Annotated in this window: 21 protein-coding genes; 6 read left to right on the top strand and 15 right to left on the bottom strand. The window is 35.8% G+C overall.

All coding sequences use genetic code 11. The features are described 5' to 3' along the window. The first annotated feature begins 270 nt into the window (after nucleotides 1–270). Both ACFSFY_RS08050 and ACFSFY_RS08045 read left to right on the top strand, forming a co-directional pair. Nucleotides 271–1,614 carry a trypsin-like peptidase domain-containing protein gene (locus ACFSFY_RS08050; RefSeq protein ID WP_381536982.1) on the top strand — a complete coding sequence of 448 codons (1,344 nt, stop codon included), beginning with the start codon at nucleotides 271–273 and terminating at the stop codon, nucleotides 1,612–1,614. A 161-nt stretch (nucleotides 1,615–1,775) separates the two neighbouring features. After that, nucleotides 1,776–2,450, top strand: coding sequence for a hypothetical protein (locus ACFSFY_RS08045; RefSeq protein WP_381536980.1), 675 nt, complete (start codon nucleotides 1,776–1,778; stop codon nucleotides 2,448–2,450). Nucleotides 2,451–2,492: 42 nt separating this feature from the next. On the opposite strand, the gene ACFSFY_RS08040 is transcribed toward ACFSFY_RS08045, so the two are convergent. The 8 genes from ACFSFY_RS08040 to ACFSFY_RS08005 form a co-directional block, all read right to left on the bottom strand. Continuing rightward, the gene (locus ACFSFY_RS08040; RefSeq protein ID WP_381536978.1) at nucleotides 2,493–3,680 is read right to left on the bottom strand and encodes an MFS transporter; all 1,188 of its coding nucleotides are present in this window, start codon (nucleotides 3,678–3,680) and stop codon (nucleotides 2,493–2,495) included. A 51-nt stretch (nucleotides 3,681–3,731) separates the two neighbouring features. Continuing rightward, nucleotides 3,732–4,655, bottom strand: a complete 924-nt coding sequence (locus ACFSFY_RS08035; protein WP_381536977.1) for a catalase — start codon at nucleotides 4,653–4,655, stop codon at nucleotides 3,732–3,734. A 168-nt stretch (nucleotides 4,656–4,823) separates the two neighbouring features. Further along, the gene (locus tag ACFSFY_RS08030; protein ID WP_381536976.1) at nucleotides 4,824–6,125 is read right to left on the bottom strand and encodes an aminotransferase class V-fold PLP-dependent enzyme; all 1,302 of its coding nucleotides are present in this window, start codon (nucleotides 6,123–6,125) and stop codon (nucleotides 4,824–4,826) included. A gap of 25 nt (nucleotides 6,126–6,150) precedes the next feature. Then, on the bottom strand, nucleotides 6,151–7,116 hold the full coding sequence (locus ACFSFY_RS08025; RefSeq protein WP_381536975.1) for an alpha/beta hydrolase: 966 nt from the start codon (nucleotides 7,114–7,116) through the stop codon (nucleotides 6,151–6,153). Between the two features lie 156 nt (nucleotides 7,117–7,272). After that, the gene (locus ACFSFY_RS08020) at nucleotides 7,273–8,397 is read right to left on the bottom strand and encodes a DHHW family protein (protein WP_381536973.1); all 1,125 of its coding nucleotides are present in this window, start codon (nucleotides 8,395–8,397) and stop codon (nucleotides 7,273–7,275) included. A gap of 26 nt (nucleotides 8,398–8,423) precedes the next feature. Continuing rightward, on the bottom strand, nucleotides 8,424–9,848 hold the full coding sequence (locus ACFSFY_RS08015) for an MBOAT family O-acyltransferase (protein WP_381536971.1): 1,425 nt from the start codon (nucleotides 9,846–9,848) through the stop codon (nucleotides 8,424–8,426). A gap of 134 nt (nucleotides 9,849–9,982) precedes the next feature. Continuing rightward, nucleotides 9,983–10,540 carry a DUF4358 domain-containing protein gene (locus ACFSFY_RS08010; protein ID WP_381536969.1) on the bottom strand — a complete coding sequence of 186 codons (558 nt, stop codon included), beginning with the start codon at nucleotides 10,538–10,540 and terminating at the stop codon, nucleotides 9,983–9,985. A 164-nt stretch (nucleotides 10,541–10,704) separates the two neighbouring features. Further along, complete coding sequence (locus ACFSFY_RS08005) at nucleotides 10,705–11,928, bottom strand: M20 metallopeptidase family protein (RefSeq protein ID WP_381536967.1); 1,224 nt, start codon at nucleotides 11,926–11,928, stop codon at nucleotides 10,705–10,707. A 169-nt stretch (nucleotides 11,929–12,097) separates the two neighbouring features. Here ACFSFY_RS08005 and ACFSFY_RS08000 point away from each other — a divergent pair, with 169 nt between their 5' ends. Beyond that, a complete protein-coding gene (locus ACFSFY_RS08000) occupies nucleotides 12,098–12,490 on the top strand; it encodes a MarR family winged helix-turn-helix transcriptional regulator (RefSeq protein WP_381536965.1) in 393 nt (130 codons plus the stop codon). A 21-nt stretch (nucleotides 12,491–12,511) separates the two neighbouring features. Next, nucleotides 12,512–13,681 carry an MFS transporter gene (locus ACFSFY_RS07995; protein WP_381536963.1) on the top strand — a complete coding sequence of 390 codons (1,170 nt, stop codon included), beginning with the start codon at nucleotides 12,512–12,514 and terminating at the stop codon, nucleotides 13,679–13,681. Between the two features lie 80 nt (nucleotides 13,682–13,761). Here ACFSFY_RS07995 and ACFSFY_RS07990 read toward each other — a convergent pair whose 3' ends face one another. Further along, nucleotides 13,762–14,844: a plasmid pRiA4b ORF-3 family protein gene (locus ACFSFY_RS07990; RefSeq protein ID WP_381536961.1), complete on the bottom strand. Its 1,083-nt coding sequence runs from the start codon at nucleotides 14,842–14,844 to the stop codon at nucleotides 13,762–13,764. Nucleotides 14,845–14,883: 39 nt separating this feature from the next. Further along, on the bottom strand, nucleotides 14,884–15,432 hold the full coding sequence (locus ACFSFY_RS07985; protein ID WP_381536959.1) for a hydrolase: 549 nt from the start codon (nucleotides 15,430–15,432) through the stop codon (nucleotides 14,884–14,886). Between the two features lie 446 nt (nucleotides 15,433–15,878). On the opposite strand from ACFSFY_RS07985, the gene ytvA reads away from it, so the two are divergent. Together ytvA and ACFSFY_RS07975 are read left to right on the top strand one after the other, a co-directional pair. Beyond that, nucleotides 15,879–16,649, top strand: coding sequence for a YtvA family blue-light photoreceptor (gene ytvA, locus ACFSFY_RS07980; protein ID WP_381536957.1), 771 nt, complete (start codon nucleotides 15,879–15,881; stop codon nucleotides 16,647–16,649). Between the two features lie 35 nt (nucleotides 16,650–16,684). After that, nucleotides 16,685–17,074: an SLAP domain-containing protein gene (locus ACFSFY_RS07975; RefSeq protein WP_381536955.1), complete on the top strand. Its 390-nt coding sequence runs from the start codon at nucleotides 16,685–16,687 to the stop codon at nucleotides 17,072–17,074. A 151-nt stretch (nucleotides 17,075–17,225) separates the two neighbouring features. On the opposite strand, the gene ACFSFY_RS07970 is transcribed toward ACFSFY_RS07975, so the two are convergent. From ACFSFY_RS07970 to ACFSFY_RS07950, 5 genes are all read right to left on the bottom strand, one after another. Beyond that, entirely contained in the window at nucleotides 17,226–18,125 is a 900-nt protein-coding gene (locus tag ACFSFY_RS07970; protein ID WP_381536953.1) for a hypothetical protein, read from the bottom strand. A gap of 369 nt (nucleotides 18,126–18,494) precedes the next feature. Continuing rightward, nucleotides 18,495–18,929 carry a RidA family protein gene (locus tag ACFSFY_RS07965; RefSeq protein ID WP_381536951.1) on the bottom strand — a complete coding sequence of 145 codons (435 nt, stop codon included), beginning with the start codon at nucleotides 18,927–18,929 and terminating at the stop codon, nucleotides 18,495–18,497. Further along, nucleotides 18,926–20,140 (bottom strand): pyridoxal phosphate-dependent aminotransferase, encoded by a 1,215-nt coding sequence (locus ACFSFY_RS07960; RefSeq protein WP_381536949.1) that lies wholly within the window; start codon nucleotides 20,138–20,140, stop codon nucleotides 18,926–18,928. The genes ACFSFY_RS07965 and ACFSFY_RS07960 overlap by 4 nt, the downstream gene beginning before the upstream one ends. Beyond that, nucleotides 20,140–21,432, bottom strand: coding sequence for an aminotransferase class V-fold PLP-dependent enzyme (locus tag ACFSFY_RS07955; RefSeq protein ID WP_381536947.1), 1,293 nt, complete (start codon nucleotides 21,430–21,432; stop codon nucleotides 20,140–20,142). The genes ACFSFY_RS07960 and ACFSFY_RS07955 overlap by 1 nt, the downstream gene beginning before the upstream one ends. Nucleotides 21,433–21,476: 44 nt before the next feature. After that, entirely contained in the window at nucleotides 21,477–22,205 is a 729-nt protein-coding gene (locus ACFSFY_RS07950) for a GntR family transcriptional regulator (protein WP_381536944.1), read from the bottom strand. Between the last annotated feature and the right edge of the window lie 67 nt (nucleotides 22,206–22,272).

Below are 22,272 nucleotides of genomic sequence, written 5' to 3'. Positions count from 1 at the left end.
TAAATTAAAGCTTAGACTGTATCTTAACCAATATTCCACAAGAGTTAAACAGATAACCCTCCAAGACACACATTTGTGATATTGCTGTAATTTAGCAAACTATATAGTCAATAGTAAAAGTTTTAAACTATCGAAACACTATTCCCGAATCGACTTATCCCTCAAAGGGTATGCATTATATCTTTCTATAGTATAATAGAGTATAAAACAGACTTTTCAGAATGACTATTATTGAATAGTTTTTTCAAGTAGTTCTCGGAGGTGTATAAAATGTTTTGCCGTGAATGTGGTAAAGAATATGTTGACTCTGCACATTTTTGTGAAAATTGTGGAACTAAAATTGAGCAAAACAAACAATCACCAAGTCGAAAATGGTTGATTTCCGGATTGTTGTTTTCTTTATTATGTATTGCCGGTATAAGTTATCTATTCATACAAGTATGGCCAAAAAATGAAATACAAGTAATTGATAATGAAACTATCGTTGCACCAAAAGAAACACTTTTTATTGCTCCTGAAAAAAAAGAAGTTATTAAACCAATTTCAACTGTCATTAATGAAAAAGATAAAACAATCGTCATTAAAGAATCAATGCCAAAAGTATTCACCATTTTCACTGAAGATGGATTTGGTTCTGGATTTCTATATAAAAAAGGCGGCTTCATTATAACAAATGCCCATGTGGTAGTTGGCTACACAGATGTAGTTGTCAGGAATTCCAATGGTATAGACACTCCTGGCAAAGTAATCGGTATTTCCGACAAATCCGATATTGCTTTAATTTACGCACAAGATTATGTTCACATCGATCCCCTTCTAACTGAATTAAAGGAATCAGAAATTGGCACTGAAGTAATAGCCATTGGTAGTCCGCAAGGTTTTGAAAACACAGCATCTATAGGATATTTAACAGGCATTGGGCGAAATATTGAATACGGATTTACGTATGATAATACGTATCAAATTGATGCCCTAATAGACCAAGGCAGTAGTGGCGGTCCGTTAATCGATGCGAAATCTGGTAAAGTTATCGGCATAAATTCTTTACTCTATACAAAGAATGTGGGCATTGGTTTTTCAATTCCAATGTACAGCGTTTTAGATCTCGTCAATTCTTGGGCTGACTCACCTATGACCGAACAGCAAGTGTATGGGAAATTTGATGTCTATGACGATTACACTTATTTTGAAGACGATTATAACAATGACTCTTTTGATGATGAATATGTAGAAGAATATGAATCGGATATTATATACGATGAGTACTCTTTGGAATATTTCATCCTCAATTATAGGGATTCTTATGAAATGGCACTGGAGTACGAAGAGTTTTATTGGATTGAAGATATGATTTTACCAAGTAGCACAGCTTACTTCGAACTGCTCGATTACATCGAAGAGATTTCTAGTAAAGGAATGACCTTTGAGTTTATTGAAAATACCGTTCTTGATATTAGTTACCAAGGTGATTACGCAATCGTAACTACATTTGAAGTTTTCGAGTTTATATCCGCGAGTGGCGAGTATTCCCTTCATGAGCGAACAAAAGAATATACAGTTGTATACGATGATAACGGATTTTACAGAATCTCTGATATCTATATTTATGAGTAACTATTTTAGTACAACAATGAAGTTTAATCCCATTGTTGTACTAATTTTTCATTTGTATAAGATTATGAGGATGAATACTAAAACGGCTTGAATGCACCATGAATTGGGATAACTTTGATAACTGTAGTACATATTCTTAATAAGAAAGGTTGGGTTATTTCATGTGGCGATGGATACCGTTACTATTACTTTCAGTTCTACTTCTTGTTTCTTGTACCATCGATAACACCATTCCTAATGTCGATACTGAAAAAACCGCCACTCTCCCAGGTAAAGTAGATAATTCTGAAGAAGAATCTAATGAGGAATCGGTAGAACAAACAGAAACGGATTTGTCTCAATTCTTTCTGCCTGATAAAACAACTGCCTATTTTAAAGGTGATGGAATTGAATTCTCTACTTACACATCTCGTACTGAATGGTTAGGCGATCATCACGTGAATGTATTTGAGGATAATGGTGGTGTGGAACTTGTAACGTCTTATCGTTTGGAGGATGACACTATCGTAGTATTGCAAGAAGTGCCTAAGGAGACTGAGATATACACTGTAACTATTGAAGAACTAGATAAGATGCAGCCAATAAGAGACTATTTAACATTTCCTTTAGAGGTTGGTACGGTTATCGATAAATGGACGGTTGTATCCATCTCCGAAGAGCTGGATACACCTTTACAATTTTTTTCGAATGTTATTGTTCTTGAACAACAATATGAAGAGGAAGCTTTTTCAAGAAGTTATTTTGCTGTTGGATTCGGGGAAATAAAGCGCGAGTACATTGCCAAAGAAAATGGTAATATTTTCGAAGTAACATCTGTAATAGAAAGTATAGAGTAGAAAACAGGTTTCATTAACCTGTTTTCTTTTTTATAATACTATTTAGATGCCCGTTTCAATTTGCACGAATTTAGTAGGCTTAGATACCAAAGTGATTATGAATAAAGTTCCCAAAAACAGCGTGAATAAAAAAAGATAACTGAATTCTGTTTGAAGCTCTAAGAAAAATCCTCCTAGAATTGGACCGGTTAGGCTACCGATGCTGAAAAAGATTCCACATAGTAAATTCCCCGTCGGCAACAGTGATTTCGGAGTTAGATCCGACATATAAGAAATACCTAATGAAAAAATCGATCCTGCAAAAAGACCAGCAATAAAGAACATCATCATAATACCAACAGCATTTTCTCCCATTAGTCCGGCACCTGCAAAAGCGACACTTCCCCCACCTAGTGTTAATAATAGAACGGGTTTTCTACCAATCTTATCCGATAGAATACCTAATGGAATCTGCGTAAGGATTCCTCCGACGGAAAAGGCCGGTATTATTAATGACACCATAGCCAGGGGGATTCCATTTCGCAAAGCATAAATAGGAAACATAGAATTTAAAGAAGACTCAAGAAAACCGAATCCAAATGGACCTAAGAACGCTATCCATGATACAACAAGCGTAGCCTTGGCACGTGAAATAAATCCAACCTGAGATGAATCCCCCATCATGGCTTCGGGATGATCATTGTTCAACAAAAACACAAAAGACCAGGCAAGTAAACTTAAACCTGCAGAAACGATGAACGGCAATCCTTCATATATATCTACTAAAGGTACGAACATTGGACCCACTGCAAATCCTACACCCACGGAAAGTCCATATATAGAAATGTTTCGACCAAGCCGACCAGGTGAAGCTGAGCTTATCACCCATGTTTGTGTAGAAAAATGCAGTGCATGGTCTCCAATCCCAATCAATATACGTAAGAAAAACCAAAATGCAATACTTTTCCAAAGTGGAAACGACAACAGGGATAGTATGACAAATACTCCACCAAAAATAATTGTAGGCTTATATCCAAATCGACGTAACGGTGCTTCCATAAATGGTGATACAAGTAAAGTTCCTATGTACAAAGCCGTTGCATTTAGGCCGTTCAAAGTACTTGAAACACCGTCTCTTTCAAAAATTGTTGATATGAGCGGTAGCAACATCCCTTGTGAAAAACCAGAAATTGAAACGATTAGAACGAGTACCCAAAAACGATGTTTATTTACATATGTACGAAACTTCACAAACTTACGCCTCCAACTACAAGTGTTCTTTTACGACTTAGTTAAATATAATCACTCATCTGGATAAAGCTTTTTTCGTTCTCCGTGTCTCCGAAGAGCAGATTCTTTGTATACAGATGAACGAAATTGTAAAACTGGGTCCTCCGAACATTCTATACCTTCAGTAACAACAGTAGGATCGAATACTAAATCTTCGGCACCGTCTGCGATTACTTCTTTTAACGTGAGTAGACCCGCATCAATCGTTTGCCGCTCATCTGGCCACTCAACACTTGGATCCTCAATTGGATCTTCGCTAGTTGCCAACTGAAGAATGAGACGGAAACGAATCGGCATTTTATCTAGTTTAGTAGCTATTTCTTTTTCCAAATCACCATGTTTCAAAGAACTTTTCTCCAAAGACTCATTTATAATTGGCACCCATTTGAATCGAACAGCTTGTTTCTCACCATTCGAGCCTATTAAATAATAAGTATGCAGTGCATGATACGTTTCAGTAGAAAAACTAGCTACAGGTTTCAAACTAAGTAATACTTTAGGGATTGTACTCCATTCAAATGATTTACGTAATTTCTCGAATTTTACTCTACCTGTTAATGAATCTTTTGACATGACCTTTAATAAATTTATAAATGCCTCTGGAGTTTTTGTAATAAAAACAGGTACATTTACCATCGTCAATACTGTAAATTGATTATTTGGCAATAGAAAATGAACGGCCATTCCTTTTATTGGAACAAGCGCTTCATAACGTTCTGGGCTTGAGAAAGTATGTGAAAAACGCACAATCACACTCGTTTTTTCTTTCTGCAAATGGGAAGCTGTCGTTAATGATGAAGCCATTCCACTCGGTTCGAATACTGCATTAAATGAAATCCCTTTGGCATGAACTCTTCTGTATCCAGGTGAAATTCCAACTATTTTTTCAATAGCATCCACTGTTTCCTTAGCAATTTCCTCTTCATCTGTATTCATATCCTCACTTCGCTTCCTAAAAAAGTGTATGGTCATTTTATACAATCTTAATATAAAGAAGATTTAAAGATCAAATTATCGCTTGTCCTCAACTAAAAAGCCGTGAAAAGATGGGACAATCCCATTCTATTCAGGTTTTCGATTCTATATACAATTTAAGCACAAATTTTATATGACTTTTCGAGCAAGAATTTCGCTTAATGCATCAAAAAACTGATCGATCTCACTCATTGTATTGTAATGTACTAAGCTAATTCTCAGTGCACTGCCATTGAATTCAGAAGCTATATTATTCATTAGGTTAATGGCCAAATAGTTCCCCGTTCGCGCCTCAACCCCGTAATTATTAAGTGCCCGGCCAATATCGTCCGTAGCAATTCCTTCAATGTTAAATGAAAATACAGGAAGTCTTTCGTTTATTTGATCCATAGTTTTACCATAAAGAACTACATCTTCTACTTGATTTAGTCTTTCTAAAAAGTATACCGATAATTGTTGCTCATATAAGTATGCCCAGTGCATTGTACCCGCAAGTTTCTGTCGCTTAGGTGAACATTCTTTTAAAGAAGTCATGTTAATGGATAACCCTTTTTCCACAGCATCTTTACTAATTTGTTCTAGATACTCCATCGAACCAATAAACCCTTCAATACCTTCATGATTTTGCGATCCTACTTCAAAGAAATATGCATCTGTCGTTAGTTCTTGTTGAATTTTCCAGCCGTTCAGCCGCTCTAAATTATCACGATTGACATAACAGAAACCCATATGGGGTCCAAATATTTTATACGTTGAAAATGCTGCAAAATCGACTCCAGCTTTCTTCACGTCAATTGCCATATGACTTGCAGCTTGCACACCGTCCGCTACGACTAATGCGCCGGCATCATGCGCCATTTTTGTAATTCGTTCCATATCATGTACTGTACCTGTAGCATTCGAAGCCCATCCAACCGCAACTACTTTAGGTTTTTTACTTAGTAATTCTTTATACTGAACGAAGTCTAAGTCTCCTGTTGCATCAACCTTCCATATATCTACGTTGATGCCACGTTCAGTTAATTCGATCCAAGGATCTACGTTAGCATGATGGTCTGCCTCAGTAATAATTACAGAGTCACCTGCAGTTAAATCTCTTCCCAGATTATGAGCAAATAATTGAAAGAAACTTGTTGCATTCAGTCCAAAAGCAATTTCCGTGTGGTCAGAAGCGCCGATAAAATCCGCAGCTAACTGTCGGCCCTCAATTATCGTTTTTTGCATCTCCTCTGTACGAGTGAAAATCGTTCCTTTTTGCGCATTCCGATTAATGTAATAATCAATAACACGATTAATTACGAAACTGGAAACCTGTGCCCCCGCTGAATTATCGAAAAACAAAACAGGATGACCTTTATACGATTGACACAGACTCGGAAAATATGTACGTGAATGTTCAAATACATCTCGCAAAGATAAACTATTTTCCATACATTCATTCTCCTTTTAAAAACCATCATTTTATAGTATTCATTAGAAAACTATTTATTTTCTCTTTGTATTTATCGCCTGCAAGTGCAAAAGCCTCACCATGGTTCGCTTTCGGAACTAGATAAAGTTCAGAATCGCTAGAAGTATGTTGGTATAATCCCTCCGCCATTTCAGTAGGCACAAAAGTATCGCCTTTTCCGTGGATATATAGAATTGGAACTTTCGTTTTCCCTACTTCTTTCAGTGCGCTTGCTTCTCTAAATGAATAACCCGCTCTAACTTTCGTCAATATACTTGTACTATCCAACAAAGGAAACGCAGGTAAATGGAACATCCGATTCATTTGATAGGAGAATAACTGATAGACAGATTCATATGGACTATCTGCAATAATGGCTTTAACCTGACGTGGAAGGCCGTCATCTCCGCTTGCCATCAAAACAGTAGCTGCACCCATGGATAAACCATGATAGCTAATCTTTGACTCAGTCCCTAGCTTTTTTACTAATAGCTCTGTCCAATCAATTAAATCTAGTCGATCTTGCCAACCAAATCCGTAATAATTCCCTCCGCTCTTTCCATGCCCCCTCGCATCCGGCATGAAAATGTTATAACCGAAATCAGTATGATAAAACTGACCGAATAACCCCATTTGTTTTGCATTTCCTAAATAACCATGAGTAAGTATGACTAATTTATCGGTAGGTTTGGATGCTGGTAAATAGTAACCTGATAATTCTAATCCATCGCGTGAAGTCAAAGTAAGTCGTTCAAACTTTTGGTCATTCACCCAATCTATCCAATCTCCATTTGTGTAAAGATCCATCGCTTCATCAGACACGTCCAAATCCGCATTCTTTTCCAGAAAATCTTTCGGACCCCGCTTGACGGCTAGTTCGTAAAAAAAGAAACTACCAATGATCTGGATTGCCACGAAGACAACAGCAAAAATAATAAGAAGTTTCTTCCAATTGTTTCGAATTTTACTCATTCCCCTTTAATTTCTTTATCTTTGGGTATGAATGATACCTATCTCTATTATAGTAGATAAATCTATGAAAATGAACGGATAGCGATGAATTACATGAGTTTTCTACAAAGATAACACCAATCTAAAATATCTTCGTCAACACCCTAGCTTTTAATTCTATTGCCGCAGCCATATTAGATTTGTATCTTCGGAAAAAGTGACGATATTATATAAAAACAGTGTATTAGTGATGTCGTTATTCTTCACATACTCGTTCAAACTGCTATGGTAATAACGTAAGTCAATCATGTGGATTTCTTCGAAATGATTTGCTAAGAAAGGCACCATTGCATGAGCATATGAATCCTTCACAATTAACAATTTACGTCCATTTTTCATACTTGATACAATCTTCACTTTGCTATGATTACCATCTAAAAACAATGAATATTGATCCCGTTTATTTAAATAATCCAAGTTATACAGTGAATTCATAGTAGATTCACTGTCTTCAATTTCAACATGGTATGAAACAGTAAACTTAGGTTTGAATAATTCAATCGTATCCGCTTTGATACTATGATCATTCGCTTTAGAATAATAGGTCCCATAAAAATTGGTAGAAACAGTTTCAATTGTAAAATCGTCTATTTCATACGGTTCAAAGTCCATTTCTTCAGCTATGTTCTTGTATACTCCATAGGCTCCTCGTGTCGTCCAATGATGATCGGTACGAAAATATATGTCTTCGTTTTTTAAACGTTTAAGTGATTTGTAGGCATCAATCCATTTAATAGAACCGGTTAAGTTTTCCTTAATTTCTTCAATTGCTGCATATTGACTGTCTGTTTGTGCAAACAATGGAAGTTTCTCCGGATACATCTCAATCGAAGTAGGTACTACCATTAAATAAGAAGATGCTTCATTGGTGGCTTTTGTAAACGTAGAGATACTAATAATATTCTTCATTAGCTGTTCTCCTGGACTTTCAAACCTTTCTAGTAAGTAGCCATCTTTCCCAAAATAAACACCATTATTTTCCTGCTTCAAAGTTGTCTTTTCAGCAGAAGCCTTTAATCCTGTCCAAAATTCTTTCTTTACAAATTGATCGCTTAAATATATTTCAAAGTCCTTAGTAAATTTGCCTGATACAAGACTTTGAACTGTAAATTTTGGCATTGTGGAAAGTACTCGGTTTTCTCCTTCAGAAAAACGGATATCCTTTGTGAAAATATGCATGAATGAAATTCCGCCAATAAAGCATAAGAAGATTCCAATTACGATTCGATTTAGTATATTCATTAGAAACCTCCTTTACTTTTATACATTTAAAATCTGAAATATAAGAATGGATTGAAAGAATCATCCACTAAATATGCCGTAGACAAAAATAATATGAATATGTAAAAAAAGAGTGGCACAAATTTTTGTATAGGTATACGAATATGATCAGACAACTTAGTAAGTACTTTCAGGTTTACATACTTTATAACGGGTGTGGACGCGATAGCTGCTATTAGAAACAATATAATGTTCGTGTACAAATAATAGAAGAACTGCGTATCGTAGAAGGCGTTTGTAGAAATGCCAAACATGACTTTTGCATACTGAATCCCTTTTGAGAAGTCCTCGAACACAAAGAGTACCCAACTTATAAGGACTATGAACAGCAAATAAAAGTGTTGAAAAAATGGATGTATTTTATTTAGTACTTTTAATAAACCCGCTTTTTCAATTGCGATAATGACTCCAAAATATAGTCCCCATAGTATAAAGTTCCAACTTGCCCCGTGCCAGAGTCCGGTAATTCCCCAGACAATAAATAAATTCCGATATGTAATGAGCTTTCCTTTTCTACTTCCACCTAGAGGGAAATATACATAATCTCGGAACCATGAACCAAGAGATATATGCCATCTTCGCCAAAATTCTGTAACGCTTTTAGAGATATAAGGATAATTAAAATTCTTCGGAAAGTTAAAGCCAAACATTTTCCCAAGACCAATAGCCATATCTGAATAGCCACTAAAATCAAAGAAGATTTGGAAAGCAAATGCCATAATTCCTAACCATGCAGTAAAAATAGTCAATTCATTAATGCTTTGGTTTTCAATATTAAACCATAGTTGTCCTATCGTGTTTGCAATAAGAACTTTTTTACCAAGACCAATGATAAATATCCGAACGCCATCTGAAAACTGTTGAGCATTCCATGTCCTGTTCTGAAGCTCCTTTTCGATCCTTTCGTAACGCACAATCGGACCTGCTATCAATTGAGGAAATAATGTCACATAAAGAGCTAATGTAATAGGATTCTTTTGAGGCTTTACATGTCCACGATATACATCAATTGAATAGGACATCGTCTGAAATGTATAAAAGGAAATACCTATTGGAAGCGGCAAATCCAATGGTGCGATATTCATGCTTAATACGTTATTCAAATTATCAACAAGAAAGTCAGCATATTTAAAAAAGGTTAAAATAGAAATGTTAACAATTAAAGATGAAATTAACGCCATTTTCGCTTTGATTTTCTGACTAATTCTGTATTTAAATATTAAGAGTCCATGAAAATAATCAATCGTTGCGGAAAAAAGCATAAGAAAAATATAAATGGGCTCTCCCCAAGCGTAAAATAACAAACTTACTACGAGTAAAACAATATTCTTCATTTTTTTTGGACTTATGTAATAGACCAACAATGCAAAAGGCAGAAAAAAGAATATAAAAGTCAAACTACTGAATACCATTGCAATATCCCCATTCGCTCTTAGAAATACAAAAAGGCACAATATGTGCCTTTTTGCTATCGATGGTGCTCTTCAAAGAAGAACAGTCCTATATTTCCAATTATTTATTATAACTATTTATATAAATCATTTAATCAAAAACTATCCTTAAAAATCTTTTCGATTTTTTCTGGATTTGAATAAGTAATATACATTAGATACTTTCCGTTTGTAGTAATAATATTATTCTCAACTTTTTCAAGCTGGTCAGGTAAATATTGCTTCCAAGTTTGAATTTGACCTTCCAATTCTTTTTCAAGAGCAGATTTTAATGATGCTACATCTTTTTCGTCCTTCGCTTCTAACAAAATGATTTCATCTGCATTCACATTCATCATAGCGGCAATTACTGTTCCGTTCACGATTTCCTCTTTGTTTAAACCCATCTTTTCTACCCAAATGGCTATCGCTGGATCACTTTCTTCTGAAGCTGTTAAATCAGTTTCCCAGTAAAATGTAAGTTTACCATCGACAAGAACTTCTTCTTCAACACCATCGTCTTTAAAAGACTGTGCAATTTGTTCTTTAACATCTACTAAAATAGTGTCAAAAGATGCTGTGTCTGAATCTTCCTTATCGTTATTTGGCTGATTTGTACAACCAGCTACTAGTACCAAAAACATAATGATTGTCATTACCTTGAGTTTTCTCATGTTGTCCTCCAAATTTTTTTTATTAACATACGATTAGTCGATTCATAGATAAGAAAGTTTCAATTTAATTTTTCATATGTTATTTTAAATGAAAACGACTCCGTATAAAAACACGGAGTCGTATTATAAGTATTAATAAAATCACTTCATAAGAATTTAATAATCTATTTTTTATCAAAAAAGGATAATGCTAAATTACATACAGCACCTATTCCAAAAAGGATTGCTTTCTCATCAATATTGAATTGAGTTGTATGGAGTCCATTAGATGTTGAATCCCCTGAACACGTACCTAACCTGAAAAATACTGATGGTACTTCTTGTGAGAAACATGCAAAGTCTTCTCCACCCATTGATGCATTAGAGAAACTAACAGATTCTGGTCCGAATGTAGATTGAGTAGCGGATACAAAAAACGCTTTAGTCGCATTATCATTTTTTAAAGATGGAGTCATATATCCATAATTTAAATCGCAAGATCCCCCAAATGCTTTTGACACGTTCTCAGCAATTTGTTGAATCCGCTCTTCCATTACTTCTCTGACCTTTGGATTCAAAGTTCGAACGGTTCCATTCACAGTCACGGTATCAGGTAGAATTGTTCCTTTTGTGCCCCCTTGAATTTGTCCCACACTTAGTACTACAGAATCGAGCGGATCAATTTGTCTGCTTACAATTTGTTGAAGCGCAACAAGAACCTGTGCAGTAACCATGATTGCATCAATTGCCAAATGCGGATGTGCTGCATGTCCACCCCTACCTTTAATGGTAAGTTCGAATATATCAACTGCAGCTCCACTGTATTCATCTTTCGATACAGAGAACTCGCCTACTTTTAACGAAGGAGCAACATGTAATCCAGCAATCATATCCATTGCTGGATTCTCGAGTACTCCGTCTTCTATCATCTTTAACGCTCCCGCTCCAATCTCTTCAGCAGGTTGAAAAATAAGTTTAAGCGTTCCTCTTTCTAATCCGATTTCCGAGAATACTTTTGCTACACCTAATAAGTTCGTCGTATGTACATCGTGACCACAAGCATGTGCTACACCTTCATGAATACTACGATAGGACTCTTCAATTTTGTCAGGCATTGGTAAAGCATCCATATCTGCACGTAATCCTAGAACAGGACCATCAACTTGGCCTTTTAGGATCCCGATAACTCCTGTACCTCCTACGCCTTCCAGTACTTCATAGCCCCATTGTTTTAGGTAAGATGCAACGATTTTCGAAGTTCTCTTTTCCTCAAAGGCCAGTTCAGGATGTTTCCTTAAATCTCGGCGAATTTCAATAAGGTTATCGTAGTTTGATAAAATACTTTCATATACTTTTGGATGTACTGCTTTTAATTTCTCGAATCTTTCATTTATTATGTGAGAATTCAATTTATATACCCCTCATTTCTGAATGATCTTAATGTACTTATATTGACCGTATACCGAAGAAAAAATGTTGTCAATAGATTTAGTTTTTTTAACTCTTGCAAACAAATTGCTATACACTCTTTAAAAAACAACTTATACTTATCTAGGTAAGCAAAAGGAGGTTTTCTTCTTGAATCCATTCATTCATGAACTTTTACAAAAATCTCGTCTCATTAGTAAAGAAGTAAACGAAGTATTAAAAGAGCATAACTTATTTTCAGCTCAATGGTCTGTCCTTTATTGTATTCACCAGCACAAGGAGATGACTTTGACGGAAATATGGAAGTATTTAAATGTTGAAGCACCAACCATTACCCGAACAGTAAACCGATTAATTAAACTGGGCTGGTTAACAACGGTAGAAGGAAAAGACCGTCGTGAAAAAATTGTGCGTTTATCGGAATCAGCATTAAGTACCTTTCCTACTATAAAAACGTCCGTAATTGAGTTTGAAAAGAGCTTTTTGGCGGATATAACGCAAGAGGAGCAAGTTTTATTGAGGGCTCTATTAAGTAAAATATAATTAAAGGTTGTAGGTGTATTAATGAAGAAAGAACCCATTTGGTCGAAATCATTTATTAGTCTGTTTTTAACAAACTTGTCGGTATTCATCGTTTTTTATGGTTTAGTTTCTACATTACCACTGTATGCGAAGGATGTTTTAAACAAAACAGATAAAGATGCCGGACTTTTAATGTCCATTTTCTTACTATCGGCCATTTTGGTACGACCGTTTACTGGTAAAATATTAGATGTTTACGGTAAAAGAAAAATGCTATGGATTGGCCTGGTCCTCTATTTAGGGTGTACAATCCTTTATTACTTTATTGAACCTTTTCAAGGATTATTAGCATTGCGCTTCGTTCAAGGTATTTTCTTTAGTCTCATCACTACAGCAGCCGGATCACTTGCAGTGGACAATATCCCCGTGACACGTCGCGGTGCAGGACTCGGTTACTACACAATGTCAACGAATCTTGCAGTTGTTCTTGGCCCACTAATAGGACTTTTCATCATACAATACTATTCATTTGATATGCTCTTTATAGTAATGAGTTTTATTATGATAATAGGTGTTATTACATCATTGTCAATCATTCAAAAGGACTTTCCAGATGCCGCCTCAGTTCAAAAGAAGTTTGCATTAGGCGATCTTTTCGAGAAAAAGGCCCTACCCATTTCCCTTTTGGCGAGTGTCATATCCTTTTCGTACGCAAGCGTATTATCCTATTTATCCATTTACGCACAGGCAAAAGATTTACTGGAATTGGCGAGTACATTTTTCTTGATTTATGCAGCAGTAATGCTCGTTGCAAGACCGTTTACAGGTCGTATTTTCGATGAAAAAGGACCACAGTTTGTTATTATTCCTGGATTTATTAGTTTTATAATCGGATTGATCCTTTTAGCGTTTATGGATTCCACATTTGTGTTCTTATTCGCAGGTGCTTTTCTAGGGTTTGGTTACGGATCGATTGTACCAAGCTTCCAGACACTTGCAATGCAAGCGACGGATCCTGAGAGAAGCGGATATGCAACAGCGACTTTCTTCACATTATTTGATAGTGGACTTGCTATTGGGTCGTTCGTTTTTGGACTTATTGCAATAAGTTACGGATATCAAAATGTGTATTTAATAGCTGCATTCCTTATTCTAATTGCTTCAATTATTTATGTGCTTTTAGAAAGAAAAAAGATCAGCGTGGTAGCTTAGAAGTACAAAAACCAGGTTCATATTCACTCAGAACCTGGTTTTTTTATTACTCCTAAATTTTAGATATGTGCTTCATTTAGCTACTTCAACGCCCTATTTATAGCGTCCTTATCAAAATCCATATATCCCTGCATTCGTCCCCACTTCGTCAAATATTCAAAGTCATCGTCTTTCGGATTCTTGAGTACATTTATATAATGATCATATCCGTGTTCACCACCTACATCTTCAGGTGGTGTGTTTCCTTTTCCATCTAAACAAACGGCATAGTTGAACTCATGGTTTTCAATCATTTTCTCTACTTCGATCACATGTTTCCATTCATCGCCAAAGTCATATGTATATGTAAGTTGTTCGTACTTAGGGATATATTCCGATAGCTTAATGCCTTTTTCAAGAATCGTACTCACCTCTCCAGCATCGGAAAGTAATTCTTCATGGCAAACTAAACTTTTGATTAACTTTTTACCATTTTGAGGTTTATCATATATAGTAAATCCATGTAAATGTGAATCTTGCCATCCGAACGCAGTTTGTAAAATCGTATGTAACTGGTTAAATGTATTGTGGATAGGAACTACTAGACGTCGCCACACTTCATGATTTTCTAGTCTAAGCGTAACTTTAAGAACTACCGCCTGCGTTTCGAATATAGGTTGGCCCGCAAAAAGCTGAAGAGCTTTAAACATTTCTTCGCTCGGATAAATATAGGACTTCTTTCCATCACCAACAAAAAGACGGTTTAACTTCATTCCCAATTGGGGTTGAAAAATAGCTTCTTCATCTATTACATCATAAAAAACAGATGCATTTTCACTGGCCTTATTCAATCTTGCAACAGAAGTACGATCTTTTGATTTCGTAATGGTTACTTCGTTTACTCTAAGAAAATAGTTATTAATGACCTCTTCCTTGATGCCCTCCGATTGAAAAGATTCTCTGATTGCCTGCAAAACAACTTCATTAAATTTATTAAACTCCTTTGCTTTTATTCCAAACAGTACAACGACATAACGAGTAGTCTCATTTATGAATACAACTACTTTTTTCCGATTAAATATCAGTACATTTGCATGCCATGAGAATAACGGATCCACCTCTGAAGCTGTTATAGATTCGGCTTTTAGCACATCTAATAGTTTCTTTGTACAACCAATTTGCATAATTGGAAAACTCCTTTGTTAAACCTTATTTTCATTTATTTATTTAATAATTCGTAAAATCTTCTTAAATTGTTCTCCTTCTGAAGTTCCCAGTAATTCATACAAAAGCATTTCAACACTTGTCAATGAAATCTCGTTGTGTTTCAACTTTTCAAAACCGATGTGTTTATTTGATGCAGTACGGGACGATGAAGCATCTGCTACAACTTGCACGTCATAGCCTGCACTCTTCAATCCCAAAGCTGTTTGATAAACGCATATGTGCGCTTCAATCCCTGCTACAAGTAACTGCCGGCGCCCAGTTGCTTTTACAGCAGTAAGAAATTCCGGATGATTGCAAGCATTGAAAGTTCTTTTTCCTATAGGCTCTAAACCCGTTAAGTGTTTGGATATTTGCTCATTCGTTCCACCCAAACCTTCCGGGTACTGCTCAAGCCAAATTATTGGTATGTCAAGAATTAGTAAACCTTGTATAAGCTTTTCTAGGTTTTCCAATACCAATTCACTATCGTGTACCATTTCCGACAATTTGCCTTGAACATCTACCAAAACAAAAGCCGTTTGATCCTTTTCCAGTAAAGTACTCATTACATCATCCCCCTAATCAATATCCATATTATTCTGTTTCAACTTCTAAGTAGGTAAGTCCTTTATTTAATACCCGATTAAATAACAATTTGGTGGAGTTATAAAAAACACATAAATCTTACTCAAGAATAGAATAGCTTAGAGCGACCTAAAATCAACAGAAAGGACTCTCACTTATGAATTCGAATAACCAAAATCACTATTGGTAAAATCATTGGCAACAGATGCAAATACAGGAGCAATTCTAAAAGTTAAACTAGATTGAAAAAAGTAAGCAACAAGTGGTGATTACTACCATTTGTGGCTTACCTTTTTAATTTCATAATTTTAGGGTTCGCAATGGATATCGACTATCATACTTATTTACTAATTCGATATCCGCTTTGATACTATTGTGATAGAATAAACCTAACTCTATAGTTAAATAAAGATGGGATGTGAAAGAGTTGAAGAATCTGACTTCAAGTGTTCAATTACAACTTCTTGAAGCAATGTTAGACGGAAGTCGAGTGGCTGCGTTAATAACAGATCCATCTCAGCACGATAACCCCATTATTTTTGCAAACAACACCTTTGAAAAAATGACAGGTTATCCACTATCGGAAGTAATCGGACAAAATTGTAGATTTCTGCAAGGTGAAGAAACAGATCCCATCGGTGTAGGACAATTAAGAAAAGGTATACAGGATAAAATCCCAGTAACAGTTACATTAAAAAATTATAAAAAAGACGGAACAATGTTTTGGAATCGTATTTCCGTTAGCCCATTAGTAATTGATGATCAATTATTTTTTACGGGCACCCAAACAAATATTTCTTTAGAATTTAGCCAACGTGCTGAGCTTATGAAGAAAGATGCAGATATTGAACTTTTGTCTCTTCCAATCTTGAAAATTCAAGACAATATTGCTGTAGTTACCTTAATCGGTGAAATGACACCAGACCGTTTTAATTTGTTGACACAAAAGTTAACAACATATATTCAAAAACATGATGTAGAAAACGTCATTTTGGATATTACAGGTTTGTTTTGGAGCGATAACTCACATGTACAAAGCATGAGTACTATTCAAGATATACTCAAACTAATGGGTGGAACACTTTACGTAACAGGAATAACCCCAAAGGTAGCACAATCTTTAGCAGGCACGACTGATAGTAGTAATCAATTGCGTACATTCAAAAATATTCAGCAGGCACTGAAATCGATTCGGTAACCAATTATACTTAAAAAGTAAGAGAGGTATCTAAAATGAAGTTTAGAATAGCCTATCACCCTGTTTGGGAGCAAACACTAACCGTTGCAGAAAAAAAGAAGTACGAACAGATTTTAAGCAAGTATAGTTCTGACAATACTTCCACTTCAATTTGTACCGTAGTTGTAAAACAAAAGAAAAATGGTGGTATGGTCGCAACTGTTTTAATTTGCAACGGCTCGGAAACAGAACTTAAGTTAACTACTACTCGAGTGAAAGTTAATAATAAAGAAAACACCAGCCACGCAAGTGCTGAATTCACAATAGATGTAATCATACCGGCTTATTCAGCGATGCCTTGGTCATTCGTATTTAAACCGGATGATGTATTTGGTAATGTTATTGCGAACGATGAATGGACAGTCCAAATTTTTCCTGTCGAATAAACTTAATTAGTTTTTTCATTTCTACTACTATTTATTCAAAACAAAAACTCTTCCTAGTATAGAAAGAGTTTTTACACACAACTGATAGAATACTACTGAAATAAGTCTGTTTTTGTTAGTATCCAGCACTTCTCATTATTACCCACTTCATCTAACCTATCAATGGTAACTCATGATAGGTCTCTATTTTCAGCTTTAACCGATCATTTAAATAACGATGGATATAATCCGCAATAAATAGCTCTTTTTCATTTTCAATTGCTGAAGAGTTAAATATTTTTTTTAACCTACCAAACTTTTTTTGATGAAAGAACTCGTCCACTGCCTCAGCATGTAAATGAGCAATTATTTTATTTTCCACAGAACGTTCTCTAATGGAAATTGCAACATCTGTGATTCTTTGTTCTCTTATTTCTTCCAGTTGTTTTTTCAAACTTTCATTTTCTTGACTATAATGAAGCGCTAATGCTTTTATTTCTTCAATTTGTGCATTTGAATCTCCTGAAACCGTTAGAACTTGTTCTTGGATGAACTCTAGACTGATGGCGATTTCTTGTTTCTCATTTCCCTCTTGTTTTACTTCAAACAAACCAGTCCCAACAATTCCGTTCACGATATTGCTCAGCCTCTCCACTTTTTTCAGCAGTTCATCTTGAGACGAAAAAGTATGTGGATTGATATCCTCTTCCTCATTAATTCCAAGCAAGTTGGATAATCCTTTCACGCGATATTCATCTTTCAACAATAAAATCATGCGAAGTTTTAAAATAGCTGTAAATGTTAAACGAATGACGGATTGGGATGAAGGATTTTCTTCCGATGAAAAAATGTACGTTTCAAACGGTTTAATATAATAGCGTACTTGCTTAATGGATACACCAAAAAAACGAGCAACTTCTATAGTCGAATATAGTTCCTTTTCAATGATTTCTTCCAAGTACGCCTCACTATACAAAGTATGTTCCTCGGGCGTATTACGAAGTACTGCATACAATGGATCTTCTAATAAAACTTCTTGTATTCTTCTTGTTCTTTCGTTGTCTGATTCCAATCTAATCACCTCTCTGTCCTCGATTAATAATGTTGTATTCTTACCTATATTCTATTTATCTTGTTCATATCCTGTTATTTATATGATAAATTCGTTCGACAATATCTTTAGTTAAAAATGATTCTTGCTAATTATAAGTACATTTTAGTACTTGTTGACGAAATTACTATATTTCGCTATCTTTCGTTATACTTTTCTTTACCAAGCTCATTTGAAAAATAAATCAAAAAAACAGAAAACAGCATCAATATTGAGATACCGTTTCCTGTTTTCATATTTTCAAACTAAACTTTCAATTTCAAGTTTGTTTGAACTTTTGTTTTTTTCAGGTAATTGCTTCAATCGGTCTAAACAAAAGATTCTTTTTTCTTAAGATACCCCAGCAATCAATTGAATCTCAATCGGTGCGTTTCCTGGTAAAGAAGCTACACCTATTGCTGCTCGGCTCCCTATGCCAGCCTCCCCTAATTCTTCATATAAATATTCTGAAGCAAAGTCCGCTATGCTTGAATGAGCCTCAAATGTTTCATCCGAATTAATATAAACTGTCATAGAAATAATCTGATCCAGCTGTTCTTCTTTCGTTAATAAACTTTTCACTGCAGTAAGTGCATTGGAAACGGCTTGTATAACCGCTGTTTTATAAATAATCACCGAGTCCCCAGTACTTACTTTTCCGCTTTGAATGAGTACGCCGTTCTTTCTTGGTGTCATTCCAGCTGTATAAATTAGGTTTCCAAAACGTGATGCAGGAGCATATTTCCCCTGTGGTATCGGATTGCTAAGTTCTTCAAATCTGGTCATTTGCGATACTCCTTCGCCAACTGAACGATACGATTCATGGCTGAGACAGCAGATGTATGATCTTGTGAAAAGTTTATGCGAAAGCTGTCTGTGAATTGTGGTCCGAATTCAGACCCCGGTGTAACAATAACAGCTGCGCGATGTCTTAGGATTTTCACAAAATTATTAATCGGAACACCCAAATCTACAATTTTGGGGAATAGATAACTGCCCGCCTCAGTTGTTCGGACTTTAAAACCTCCAGAATCATTAAGTACGGAAATTAAATTATCGCGAATTGCTTGGTGCTGAGAAATCCGATCCGTCATCCATCCTTCTGGCTCCGCAAACCAAGATTTAAGGACTGCTTGGCTATATCCACCTGCGCGAAGAGACACAATTGCTTGTAGTTTCTCCATTCGTTCAATAATTTTTGCAGAGCCAAAAGCCACACCTAGTCTGTAGCCGCTTAGCGACTCTGTTTTTGATGGTCCTAAAATAGTAATCACATTTTCCGGATCCACTATGTTTTGTGCGCATAAATGCGTATAACTTTGTCCATCAAAAATCTGACGCGAATAGAGTTCATCCACAATAACAGTTGCCCCGTACTCCTGTGCTAAATTCGCGATTCCAAGAATCTCATCCTGTGAATAAACCACACCTGTTGGGTTATTTGGATTTGAGAATAAAAACAGTTTCACACCCGCTATAAATGCATCCTCAAGTTGCGTCAAATCCAAACCTGCACTTTTATCCGAATTGAAGTAATCCATCTGAATAGGAAAGATTTCTCCGTCAAAGAATTCAACCAGTTTTCGATTGGCAAAATAATCGGGTACAACAATAGCGACTTTATCCCCTCGAGAAATCGTAGAGCCCATGGCCAAGAAAAGCGCCCCTTGCGTACCTGGTGTTATGATGAAATTTCGGTCCGCATTAATACTCGTACCCGTAAAAACCGAAAGCTTTTCAGCGACATTTTCTCGAATTTCTTTACTTCCACGGTACTCAGTGTAAGCTTGCTTTCCTCCAAGATGAACGCCTTCAACGAAATGCTCTAAACTTCCTGGAATGGGTTCAAAAGCATCTACATCTCCATGCGAAAAATCTACTGGAGTTCCAGGGATTTCCTCACCAAGATTTTCATCTTCATTAGCAGTCTGTCTTACTTCTTGCCCAGGTGCAAACTCCGCCCCAAGTTTTAAAAACTTCTTATCTAATAAACTCATCATTCATTCCCCATTTCTTCGACAATTTTCTTAGTAACTTCTAAAAACTTCTCTATTTCTTCGACACTATTGCAGTGCAAAGGGGATACTCGAATTGCACCAGTCATTCCAAACGACTCTAACATTCGATTCGAGTAAATACTCGTTGATACACGATCATATACAATTACATTTGCTTTTTCATATTGTAGAACAGCCTCTTGAAAGTTCAAATCATTTATACTGATGGCAACTATCAAATCTCTTTTAGACAAATCTTCATAATCCAGATGAACAGTCACTCCGGGAATCTCTCTTAACCCCTTCGCATTTGCCGTTCCATTAAGCATTGTTTCTAGTAGGGCTCTTTCTTGCAAAGCGATTCGATTCATTCCCTCTACATATAAACTTCTACGATCTTCCACATCAGAAAACGTACTTCCAATCCAACATACATAATCTACAACCTCACTGATTGAGGCAAAATGACCTGGAACAGAACTCCCCAGTTGTAATTCACCATCTGCTTTGCCCAACAAACGCTGGTGTGGAAGATTTGCGGCTCTTTCAGAAAGATAAGCTACACCAATACCTCTTGAACCAAAGAATTTGTAAGGTGCAAAGTTCATTGCGTCCACTGGTGTTTTTTCGATATCAATAATGCCGTGTGGAGCGTGTTGTACAGCATCTACAACAATATAGAGATCAGGTTTAATTTTTCTAGCCTCTCTCACAATCGTTTCAATATCCAAAATAGCACCCGATATATTCGAAGCGAAAATAACGCTTAATAAACAAGTATCTTTATCAATCAGTTTAGTGATTTCTTCAACGTCAACCCCCCCAGTCACAGGATTACTTTTAGCAACACGGAATTCCTTACCCGACTTATCTGCATAAAACTTTGCTGCATCGAAAGCGGAGGGATGTTCAAGAACAGTAGTTACTATATTTGTACCCTCAATATTTTCAGCGATCAAACGAGTAATTTCAAAAATAGCTTTAGAAGCCGTAAAGTACGTTGCAATACTTCCTTTTTTAGCATTAAAAATAATTCGAGTATCATCGATTCCCTTTTGTTCAATATCTGTTAAATATTTCGATGTTTCATGTTCACGCATCGGACAATTGGGTATCAAATCAAACTGCGAAAATATTTCATTCGCGCGTTTCAATCTAAAAGACCCTCCTGCATTGTCAAAAAACAGGCGATCCACTTGTTTTAAGGGATCGAAGCCTACATAAGCAAACTTCTCTCTAATTTCTGCAAGTAATTCATTATTGAATAATTCACCATTTTTATGTGTTCCCATTTTGATAAAACCCCCAGTTTTTTGTTGGTAAAGTGTATTCTTAATTACAGCGTTTTGTTAAATTCAATAACGTACTTCCATTTCTCGGATTTCAGAAAAATAACTGTGACGTCCATTGGAATGGATTGATGATCGAATGAAACTCTCGTACTTTTTAAAATTGGATCACCCACATTGATTTGAAGATGTTTTGCGACTTGAGAATCCGCCGAAACAGCTTCTAATTCCTCTTTAATCGTTGTAAACACAATGTTTTTTTCATCTTTAAATAACTGATCAATCGATATAAATGCAGGATCTTTTTGGAACATATCTACCGATAAATGAGGTGGTAAATAATGTTCTAAATAAATAACTGGTTCGCCATCATCCGTACGAATTCGTTTCAGATGAATCAATTCTGCTTGGCTACTTATTCCAAGAACACTCGCATAATAAGGCGATGCCTTTTCAACAATTTCAATTGTTCTTGCCGATATTTTTTTCCAATCTCTCATATAATTGTTTTTAAAACCGGTCATTGTTGTCCATTGACCGATGGGATTAAAGTTTGCCACAAACGACCCTTTCCCCTGAGATCGGTAAATTAATCCGTTCGATTCAAGCTTACTCAATGCTTGTCTAACAGGAGTCCGACTTGCCTGAAATAGTTTTTCCAACTCACTTTCTGAGGGCAAGGCATCTCCAACTTTATAAACGGAGTTGTGAATTTCCTCAGCAATGGAATCATAAATTACTTGATAGATCGGTTTTTTGTTATTTAGATGATTCATCGGATGTACTTCCCTCCTTCATGATTTACTTGTTATTAACGAACTACTCTAACTATCTACATCATAC

This window comes from Sporosarcina siberiensis (genome assembly GCF_042681925.1).
Taxonomy (GTDB): Bacteria; Bacillota; Bacilli; order Bacillales_A; family Planococcaceae; genus Sporosarcina; species Sporosarcina siberiensis.
Note: the sequence above shows the minus strand (reverse complement) of the source record. Positions and strands in the feature narration are given on the sequence as shown.